Below are 9754 nucleotides of genomic sequence, written 5' to 3' on the forward strand. Positions count from 1 at the left end.
CCCCGCCGTCAGGACGGCAGGAGCCGCTGTTCCTTCGCCACGGAGACGGCGCCCGCGCGGGTGTCGACGCCGAGTTTGTCGTAGATGCGGCCCAGGTGGGTCTTGACCGTGGCTTCGCTGATGAACAGGGCGCGGGCGATGTCGCGGTTGCCGAGACCGCGGGCCAGCTGGCCGAGGATGTCCAGCTCGCGGTCGGTCAGGGTGGGGCGGGTGCCGCGCATGTGGGCCATGACGCGGCTGGCCACCGGTGCGGAGAGGGTGGTGCGGCCCTGGGCCGCCGAGTGGATGGCGGCGAAGAGCTCTTCCGGGCGTTCCGCCTTCAGGAGGTAGCCGGTGGCGCCGGCGCCGATGGCCCGGGTGATGTCCGCGTCCGTGTCGTAGGTGGTCAGGACCAGCACGTGCGGGGGGTTCGGCGCGGAGGTGATGCGGCGGGTTGCCTCGACGCCGTCGATGCCCTCGCCCAGCTGGAGGTCCATCAGGACCACGTCGGGGTGCAGCCTGGCCGCCAGTGCGACGGCCTCCTCGCCGCTGCCCGCCTCCCCGAGCACCTCGATGTCCGGCTCGCTGCCGAGGAGGGCGAGGAGGCCGGCACGCACCACCACGTGGTCGTCGCAGAGCAGGATCGTCGTCATGGGGCCGGCTCCAGGGGGATGGCCGCGGAGAGGACCGTGCCCTCGCCCGGCGTGGATTCGATGGTCAGGGTGCCGCCCAGCTGGCGGATGCGGGCGCGCATCGCGGGGAGGCCGTGTCCGCGTTCCGCGGTGGCGGCGCGGGGCTCGGTGAAGCCGTGGCCGTCGTCGGCGATGTCCAGGACCACCTGGTCGCCCAGGAAGCTCAGGGTGAGTGCGGCCGTACGGGCGCCGGAGTGCTCGCGGACGTTGGCCAGCGCGCCCTGGGCTATGCGCAGCAGGGCGGACTGGACGCGGTCCGGGAGCGGGGCCGGGCTGCCTTCGAGGTGGAAGCGGACGTCGATGTCCGGGCCGGCGTCCAGGGAGCGCAGGGCGTCGGCGAGGCCGGCGCCGCCGGCCAGCTCGGCCGGGGCCAGGTCGTGGACGAGCCGGCGGGCCTCGGCGAGGCCGCGGGCGGCGATGCCGGTGGCGGTACGGACGTGCGCGCGGGCGGTGGCCTGGTCCGTGTCCCAGGTGCGGTCCGCGGCCTGGAGCAGCATCTGCTGGCTGGACAGGTTCTGGGCGAGCGTGTCGTGGATCTCCATGGACAGCCGCTGGCGCTCGGCGAGGGTCCCCTCGCGGCGCTCGGTCGCGGCCAGCTCGCGGCGGGTGCGGATCAGGTCGTCGATCAGCGCGCGCTGGGCCTGGGCCTGGCGCTCCATGTGGACGAAGACGGCGGTGGCGAGCGCGGCGATGGCGGGCGGGGCGAGGAGGAGGTTCGGGTCGAAGGCGGTGGCGAGCTGGAGCTGGGCGATGACGACGAAGACGGTCAGGAGGGCGACGAGGACGATCGCTGCGCGGGGGCGCAGGGTGCGCAGGGCGGTGAAGAAGAGGGGGACGGCGCACCAGGCGAAGCTGGGGGCCAGGACGACGAGGACCACCCAGGTGGCGACGACCAGGCCGAGCCACAGGAGACGGCTGGGCGGCGCGGGCGTGACGCCCGCCGAGCCCGGCTGCCGGGCGGCGCCGACCGCGGGGCCCAGTACGTAGAGCAGGGCCAGGGCGATGCCGAGGGCGATGACCCAGGGGGTGCGGGGCTCGCCGGGGTGGCGCAGGAGGAAGCGGGCCACCGAAGCGGCGAGCAGGAGGAAGAACGCCGTGTGCATGACCGCGGCCAGGGTGCGGGTGTTCGGGTTCCGTGGCGGGGGGTGCTGCGGGGCGGGGCTCACGGGTGCTCCTGGGGTGTTCGGCCTGGTTCCATCTTGCCGGGTGGGTGGCGCGGGTGCGGCGCCGCTTCCCGGGCTCCGCCCCGGACCCCACGCCTCAAACGCCGCCGAGGCAGGGGCTGTGACCAGCCAATACGGAGGTGGCGGAGCGGCGCATCGACCGATCGGATGACCCCGGGGTCAACCGGTGTGGTGCGCGGTCGGAGCCGGTACGGGGACGGGGTGGCGGGGGTATCCGGGACAGGCTTGGAGCAGTGAAGGAGCCGGGTCGGTGGAAGCGCCGCCGCGCTCTCCGACCGTCCGCTGTCGTCCTCAGGAGCAGAGATGAACACCCGCACCCGCGTTCTCACCGGTACCGCCCTCGCCGTCGCGCTCGGCGCCGGGACCTTCGGCGCCGTCAGCGCCAGCGCCAGCGCCGCCCCGGCGTCCGCGCCGGCCGCCGCCTCCGCGAAGAAGGACGGCGACACGAACGACAAGAACTTCACGACCACGAAGCACCTCACCATCGAGGCCGCCAGCCGCGCCGCCCAGGCCGCGCTCGAGGCCGCGCAGAAGGAGAACCAGCGGGTCACGGTCGCGGTCGTGGACCGCAACGGCAACACGATCGTCACCCTGCGCGGCGACGGCGCGGGCCCGCAGTCCTACGAGTCGGCGCAGCGCAAGGCCTTCACCGCCGTGTCCTGGAACGCCCCGACCTCGGTGCTCGCCGGCCGCCTCGCCCAGGCCCCGAACCTGAAGGACATCCCCGGCACCCTCTTCCTCGGCGGCGGTACCCCGGTGCAGTCGGACGGCGCCCCGGTCGCGGGCATCGGCGTGGCCGGCGCCCCGAGCGGCGACCTGGACGAGAAGTTCGCCAAGGCCGGCGTGGACGCCCTCGCCAAGTAGTCGCCCCAGTGGCCGTCGCGCTTCGCTTTCCGTAGTCCCCGAGCGCACGCCGCATAGGATCGGGACGTGGAACACCGCACGACCTCCCGCCTGGCCGTCTCTGCCGCCGCCGCCCTCCTCGCCCTCACCACGGGCTGTACGGGCGGCACGGTGCAGGGGCGGCCAGGTGCGTCGGGGCTGCGCGATCCGTACTTCCCCAAGGCCGGCAACGGCGGCTACCAGGTCGACCACTACGAGCTGGACCTGGACTACGACCCGGCCGACGGGCAGCTGCACGGCACGGCCGTCATCACCGCCCGCGCCGAGCAGGCGCTCAGCTCCTTCAACCTCGACCTCAGCGGCCTGAAGGTCGAGGGAGTGACGGTGCAGGGCGCCGGCGCCCGGTACAACCGGACCGGCAACGAGCTGACGGTGCGTCCGGCCGAGGACCTGGAGAAGGGCGAGGTCTTCGTCACGGAGGTCGACTACTCGGGGAAGCCGAAGGCCCTCGTGGACCCGGACCAGTCCAAGGAAGGCTGGATCACCACCGGGAAGGACGGCACGCGGGGCGCGGTCGGCGTCGGCGAGCCGGTCGGGTCGATGACCTGGTTCCCCGGCAACCACCACCCCAGCGACAAGGCCGCCTACGACATCACCATCACCGTGCCCAAGGGGTACGAGGCCGTGTCCAACGGCGAGTTGCGCGCGCGGACCGAGGTCGGCGGCGGGCGGACGGAGTTCGCCTGGCACAGCCCGGAGCCGATGGCCAGCTACCTGGCGACGGCCGTCATCGGCCCGTACAAGGTGACGACGGGGCGCACCCCGTCCGGGGTCGCCCTGTACACGGCGGTGGCGCCCGGCGAGGCGGCGGCGAGCGCGGCCCCGCTCGCGCGGCTGCCGGAGATGGTGGAGTGGGGCAGCAAGCGCTTCGGCCCGTACCCCTTCGGTACGGCGGGGGCCGTCGTACTGCCGGAGGGGACCCTCCGCTACGCGCTGGAGACGCAGACCAAACCCGTCTTCTCCGGGGCGCCGGGCGAGGACGAGCTGGTCCTGCACGAGCTCGCGCACCAGTGGTTCGGGAACTCGGTGTCGCCGAAGTCCTGGAAGGACATGTGGCTGAACGAGGGCTTCGCCACCTACGCCGAGTGGCTGTGGGCCGAGGACCACGGCGGGCCCACGGCCCAGCAGCACTTCGACGCCTTCCTGGCCGGCGACACCGATGTGGACGAGCAGGCCGCATCCGACTGGGACGCCTTCCCGCCGGCCGACCCGCCCGGCCCCGAGGCCATCTCCGGGAACCCGGTCTACTACCGCGGCGCGATGGTGCTGCAGCGCATCCGCCAGGAGGTCGGCGACGAGAGGTTCTTCGCCCTCCTGCGGGGCTGGGCCGCCGACCACCGGCACGGCAACGCGAGTACGGCCGACTTCACCGCCTACGCGCAGGAGAAGACCGGGCACGACCTGAAGAAGGTCTGGGACGTCTGGCTGTACGGGAAGGACCGCCCGCGCCCCTAGCGGCGCGAGCGGTGTCCGCCTCCTACGCCAGCGGCTTGCGCAGCACCGTGCAGTCGCGGCCCAGTTCGCGGTCCTTGGCCCGGCGCACCGGTGCGTAGCCCTGGGACTGCCAGAAGGCGAGCGCCCGGGGGTTGTTGTCGAGTACGGCGATCCGTACTCCGGTGCTGCCGGCGGCGCGGAAGCGGTCCTCGACCAGGCCGGTCACGGCGCGGCCGTAGCCCTCGCGGTGCGCGGTGGCGTCGATGAGCAGCAGGCCGATCCACGGGTCCGGGTCCTCGGCGGCCGCGGCGCCGGGGGACGGCAGGGTGGGGGTGAGCGTGGCGGCCAGGCCGACGAGGCGGCCGGCGGCGCGGGCGAGGAGCACCTCGGCGCCGTCGTGGGCGAGTTCGTCGGCGAGGGAGGCCGCGACCTGTTCGACCGTGATGCGGTTCGGGTCGGGGAAGTCGCCGCTGAGTTCGAAGAACGCGTGGTTCGTCGCGTACAGGGCGGCGATCTCGGTCAGGACCGGGCCGGGCAGGGCGCCGTCCACGGGGACGAGCGGTTGGAGGATCACCTGGTGAACGGTAGCGAAGCCCCCTCCCCGAGCGGCGGGAGGGGGCTTCGACAGGCAAATCTTCAGCCGCGGACGGCTCAGACGTTGACGCCGAAGTCCTGCGCGATGCCGGTGAGACCGGAGGCGTAGCCCTGGCCGACGGCGCGGAACTTCCACTCGGCGCCGTTGCGGTAGAGCTCGCCGAAGACCATGGCGGTCTCGGTCGCCGCGTCCTCGGAGAGGTCGTAGCGGGCGATCTCGGCGCCGCCGGCCTGGTTCACGACGCGGATGTACGCGTTGCGGACCTGGCCGAAGTTCTGGCTGCGGGAGACGGCGTCGTAGATGGAGACCGGGAAGACGATCTTGTCGACGTCGGCCGGGAGGCCGGCGAGGTTGACGTTGATGGCCTCGTCGTCGCCGGAGCCCTCACCGGTGCGGTTGTCACCGGTGTGGACGATGGTCTGGTCCGGGGTGGACTTGTTGTTGAAGAAGACGAAGTGGCCGTCGGAGACGACCTTGCCCGTCGCGTTCACGGCGATGGCCGAGGCGTCGAGGTCGAAGTCGACACCGGTCGTGGTCCGGACGTCCCAGCCGAGGCCGACCGTGACGGCAGCGAGGCCGGGGGCCTCCTTCGTGAGCGAGACGTTGCCGCCCTTGGACAGGCTGACAGCCATGGAATGTCCCTTTCCTCATCCAACATGCACGTACAGGCGGTCAAACTACCGCTGACCCCTATAACGCGACGAGGGGGCCGTCGGGTTCCATGCGAAATGCGGGTGACGGGGCGGTGGCGGCGGCGGATCATAGGGGCATGCCTGGTCCCTATGTCATCCGCGGTTCGGTCGTGCTCCCCGAGGGCGAGCTCGCCTGGCGCTTCTCGCGGTCCTCCGGGCCGGGTGGGCAGCACGTGAACACCTCGGACTCGCGCGTGGAGCTGCTGTTCGACCTGGCGGCGACGAAGGCGCTGCCCGAGGTGTGGAAGGAGCGGGCCCTGGAGCGGCTGGCGTCCCGCCTGGTGGACGGGGTGGTGACCGTACGGGCCTCCGAGCACCGGTCGCAGTTCCGAAACCGGGAGATGGCGCTGGTGCGGCTGGCTTCGCTGCTGGCGGAGGCGACGGCGCCGCCGCCGAAGCCGCGCCGGGCGACGAAGATCCCGCGGGGGATCAACGAGCGCAGGCTCCGCGAGAAGAAGGCGCGGGCCGAGACGAAGCGCGGCCGTACCGGGCGGGACTGGTAGGCGCCGGGCTTCACGCCCCCAAGTGGCGGTAGCGGCCCCGGAAGTAGGTCAGGGGCCGGGCGTCCGGGTCGGGTTGGGCGGCGGTCAGGACGCGGCCGATGACCAGGATGTGGTCGCCCGCCTCGACACGGTTCTCCGTGCGGCACTCCAGGGTGGCCAGGGCGCCCGTCAGCAGGGGCGCGCCGGAGGCCTCGCCGCGTACGTGCGGGACGTCCGCGAAGAGCAGCCGGTCGCTGATGCGGCCTTTCATCGCGAAGCGGCCCGCGACCTGGAGCTGGTGTTCCGCGAGGACCGAGACCGCCCACAGCGGCTGCTCGGCCAGCAGGTCGTCCATCCGGGAGCCCTCGCGCAGGCTCACCACCACCAGGGGCGGCTCAAGGGACACGGACATGAAGGCGGTCGCCGTCATGCCGACGTCCTCGCCGCGCGGGCCGCCGGCCGTCAGAGGGGGCTCGTGCGCGGTGATCAGGCACACGCCCGCCGTCAGTCGGGACATGGCCGCCCGGAACTCGTCGCTGCTCACCCCCTCAGCATGGGGGTTCGGGCGGGCAGGGGCGGGTACGGGGGTCGTCTTCAGCACGGTGAAACGCTAATCTCGCCCTCCCGCGCGGCACATCGGGCCCTGGTCCGAGTCGCGTCCCCGCCCCTCGGCCTAGGCCCCGGGCGTATCGTTTGCCGGCGGGAAGGAGAGGGAGCGCTCCCAGGTGATCCCCGTGATAAAGGGCGCCGTTATTCATCTCATGTGACTTGAGTCACAGAGGGCAAGATTTGTTGACCCTGTGTACCTGCGGCACAGCTCACTGTGATTCAGTGGACGGGACACCGCAACGAAACGCCGATGACAAACCTGGAGTTGCTGTCGAGGTCTCGGGGAGAGCGAGCAATGGAGACCGAGTCGGAGCCGTACGTCCGTCTTGCGACCCTGCGGCAGCTGCACCGGGTGGTGGCCGATCTCAACACGGCCAGGAGCCTGGCGGACACTCTGCAGACCGTCGTGGACGGCATCGTCGTGGGTCTCGGCTACGAACTCGCCTGTGTCAACCTCGTACGCCCGGACGGTGATCTCGTCGTCGCCGCCTTCGCCGGCGACCCCGCCGCAGAGGCCCTCATCACCGGTCGCGTCGGCTCCCGCACCTCCTGGGAACGCCGCCTGACGATGGGTGAGAACTGGGACGGGCTCCGCTTCATCCCGCACACCGAGGGCTGGATCCTCATGGAGGACGACGTCCCCCAGTGGCACACGGAGGGCCCCGAACCGCGCTTCGAGGACGAGTGGCACCCCGAGGACCGGCTCTACGCACCCATGTATGCGTCCGGCGGGGAACTTCTGGGTGTCATTTCGGTGGACAGACCGCGCAACGGACGCCGGCCCGGCGCCTGGGGCCGCGAAGCGCTCCAGATGTACGCCTTCCAGGCGGCGATTGCGATCAGCAACGCCAGGCTCCGGGCGAACATGCAGCGGGCCCTCGTCAGGCTGGAGCGGGAGCAGCAGGCCCTGCGCGCCAGTGAAGAGTCGTTCCGGCAGGCCTTCGAGTACGCGCCCAGCGGCATGGCCATCGCCGAGATGGGCGGGGACCAGCACGGACGGCTGCTGCGGACCAACGACGCGCTGTGCCGGCTGCTGGGCCGCCCGGCCTCCGTACTGCGCCGCTACTCGTTCTCCGACCTCGTCCACCCCGAGGACATCGGGACGCTCCTGCGGACCTCCGCCGAGGGCGGGCGCGCCGAGCTGCGGCTCGGGCGGCGCGACGGTACGTATGTATGGGTCTCGCTGCGCAATTCCGTCGTGGCGGACGCCGCCGACGGGCCGCGGTTCCTGCTGACGCACGTCGAGGACATCGAGGAGCGCAAGCGGCACGAGCTCCAGCTCGCCCACCGCGCCAGCCACGACTCGCTGACCGGCCTGCCCAACAGCGCCGAGCTGCGCTCGCGGCTCGGGGCGCGGCTGTGCCGCAGGCCGCAGTCCGTACGGGCCACCGCGGTCGAGGCCCTGGACGCGGCCTTCGAGGGCCGTGAGGGGCACACGGTGTACGACGGGCACGAGGTGCGGGGAGGGGCGGGTGGTGCCGACGAGCACGGCTTTCAACCCGACTACCCCACCGACTACCCGGCCGACGGCGCCGACCGGCAGGCCGCGGGCGGGGGCGCGGCCGGGCCCGGGGGCGTGCCCGGGGGCGACCCCTTCGCCTTCCCCGGTGCGCCGGCGGCCCGCGCGGACGGCCCGTACGACCACCACGTGCACACCGTGGCGCCCGCGACCGACATCGACGACGGGACGAAGGGCCTCGCGGTGCTCTTCTGCGACCTCGACGGCTTCAAGTCGATCAACGACCGGTTCGGGCACCACACCGGGGACGCCGTCCTGATCGAGGTGGCCCGGCGGCTCACGACGGGCGTCAGGGACGGAGACACCGTCGCCCGGCTGGGTGGTGACGAGTTCGTCGTCCTTGCCGACGGGCTGGGTGCCGCGGACGCCGCCGACCTCGCCGTCCGGCTGCGCAACGCGATCATCCCGCCGATCCGCGTGGACGGCCGCGCGGTCCGTGTCGGGGCCAGTTTCGGCATCGGCTGGGCCAGCTGCGGCATGTCGGCGGACGAGGTCCTGCGCTCCGCCGACCAGCGGATGTACATCGAGAAGAGGTCCCGTTCCAAGGCGCACCGCCGCGCCGGGTGAGGCGATCGGCCGCCCGTGGGCGCACGTGTTCGGGGTAGGCTCCCGGGGGTCGAAAGGAGTGACCTGCGATGACGACGCCCGCGAACAACGGCCCGCACGGTGGGGCGAGCAAGCCCGAGGACGATGATCCGTTCGGGTATCTCTACGCGGACGGCCAGGCGGCCGGTGCCGCCCCGCCCGCATCGGGCGGTGGATACGGCTACCCCGGTCCCGCGGCCGGTGGTCATCCCGGTGCGCAGCCCGGTGTTCCGCGTACCTCCCACCACCAGGTGCGCACGGTCGGCGAGCGCAGGAACGCCGGCGGCCAGCGCGGACAGGTGCCCGTGCAGCAGCCGCCGTACCAGGCCCAGTACCAGTCCCCGGAGGCCCTCCAGGCGGGCGGTTACGGGGTTCCGCCGCAGCAGCAGGCCCCTCAGCACCAGACGCAGACGATCACGCCCTCCGGCGGCCACGGCGGCCACGGCGGCGGCTCCAGCCGCAAGGGCCTGCTCATCGCGGCCGTCGCGGTGGTCGGCGCGGTCGTGATCGGCATCGGCGCCGCCCTGGCCTTCGGCGACAAGGACAAGGGCAAGAACGACGACGCCGCCAACGCCGGCCAGCAGTCGGCGGCCCCGCAGAACCCCTCGTCCGCACCCCCGAGCGGCTCCCCCAAGCCCTCCCAGGCCCCGCTGCCCAAGGGCGAGGCGGCCGGCGCGGGCATGGTGCTGAGCGGTGGCGCGCGGCTGGAGAACGCGGTGCCGGGCTCGAAGAGCTCGGGCGGCCAGTACGTCGGCGGCTTCAACCAGCCCGGTGCGGCGCTCACCTGGACGGTGGACGTGCCGGAGGCGGGCGACTACACGCTGTTCGTCAACTACGGCGTTCCCGGCAAGGACGGCAAGGCGACGCTCACGGTCAACGGGCAGAGCCCGAACCAGTCGCTGAACCTGTCCAACTTCGCCAAGGCGGCGGACGGCGCCTGGGACAAGGGATGGACGCGCACCTACGCGTGGATCACCCTCAAGAAGGCACGTCCTGGTGGGCGTACGCCGCCAGGTCCGTCTCGCGGACCCGGGCGACGAGCTCGGCGAAGGTCGGGTCGCCGGAGACGTCGGTGCGCAG

10 protein-coding genes are annotated in these 9754 nt (G+C 72.7%); 5 read left to right on the top strand and 5 right to left on the bottom strand.

What is annotated here, in order from left to right; translation table 11 throughout:
- Window positions 1–8 precede the first annotated feature (8 nt).
- A complete protein-coding gene (locus ACFTXQ_RS21525; protein WP_382643032.1) occupies window positions 9–632 on the bottom strand; it encodes a response regulator in 624 nt (207 codons plus the stop codon).
- Window positions 629–1774 (bottom strand): sensor histidine kinase, encoded by a 1146-nt coding sequence (locus ACFTXQ_RS21530; protein ID WP_382643056.1) that lies wholly within the window; start codon window positions 1772–1774, stop codon window positions 629–631. The genes ACFTXQ_RS21525 and ACFTXQ_RS21530 overlap by 4 nt, the downstream gene beginning before the upstream one ends.
- Before the next feature lie 384 nt (window positions 1775–2158).
- Here ACFTXQ_RS21530 and ACFTXQ_RS21535 point away from each other — a divergent pair, with 384 nt between their 5' ends.
- Window positions 2159–2719 (top strand): heme-binding protein, encoded by a 561-nt coding sequence (locus tag ACFTXQ_RS21535; protein WP_382643034.1) that lies wholly within the window; start codon window positions 2159–2161, stop codon window positions 2717–2719.
- Window positions 2720–2785: 66 nt separating this feature from the next.
- On the top strand, window positions 2786–4213 hold the full coding sequence (locus ACFTXQ_RS21540) for a M1 family metallopeptidase (RefSeq protein ID WP_382643036.1): 1428 nt from the start codon (window positions 2786–2788) through the stop codon (window positions 4211–4213).
- Between the two features lie 22 nt (window positions 4214–4235).
- Here the strand turns inward: ACFTXQ_RS21540 and ACFTXQ_RS21545 are convergent, their stop codons facing one another.
- Together ACFTXQ_RS21545 and ACFTXQ_RS21550 are read right to left on the bottom strand one after the other, a co-directional pair.
- Window positions 4236–4766 carry a GNAT family N-acetyltransferase gene (locus ACFTXQ_RS21545; RefSeq protein ID WP_382643038.1) on the bottom strand — a complete coding sequence of 177 codons (531 nt, stop codon included), beginning with the start codon at window positions 4764–4766 and terminating at the stop codon, window positions 4236–4238.
- 77 nt (window positions 4767–4843) lie between these two features.
- Window positions 4844–5419, bottom strand: coding sequence for a TerD family protein (locus ACFTXQ_RS21550; RefSeq protein WP_382643040.1), 576 nt, complete (start codon window positions 5417–5419; stop codon window positions 4844–4846).
- A 137-nt stretch (window positions 5420–5556) separates the two neighbouring features.
- Between ACFTXQ_RS21550 and arfB the strand changes: the two genes are divergently transcribed.
- Window positions 5557–5982, top strand: a complete 426-nt coding sequence (gene arfB / locus ACFTXQ_RS21555) for an alternative ribosome rescue aminoacyl-tRNA hydrolase ArfB (protein WP_382643042.1) — start codon at window positions 5557–5559, stop codon at window positions 5980–5982.
- Between the two features lie 10 nt (window positions 5983–5992).
- Here the strand turns inward: arfB and ACFTXQ_RS21560 are convergent, their stop codons facing one another.
- A complete protein-coding gene (locus ACFTXQ_RS21560) occupies window positions 5993–6562 on the bottom strand; it encodes a flavin reductase family protein (protein ID WP_382643044.1) in 570 nt (189 codons plus the stop codon).
- A gap of 303 nt (window positions 6563–6865) precedes the next feature.
- On the opposite strand from ACFTXQ_RS21560, the gene cdgB reads away from it, so the two are divergent.
- Together cdgB and ACFTXQ_RS21570 are read left to right on the top strand one after the other, a co-directional pair.
- Complete coding sequence (gene cdgB, locus ACFTXQ_RS21565; RefSeq protein ID WP_382643046.1) at window positions 6866–8656, top strand: diguanylate cyclase CdgB; 1791 nt, start codon at window positions 6866–6868, stop codon at window positions 8654–8656.
- A 68-nt stretch (window positions 8657–8724) separates the two neighbouring features.
- On the top strand, window positions 8725–9754 hold a 1030-nt coding region (locus ACFTXQ_RS21570; protein WP_382643048.1), incomplete at its 3' end, for a CBM35 domain-containing protein.

The organism is Streptomyces sp. NPDC057010 (genome assembly GCF_042673805.1).
GTDB lineage: Bacteria > Actinomycetota > Actinomycetes > Streptomycetales > Streptomycetaceae > Streptomyces.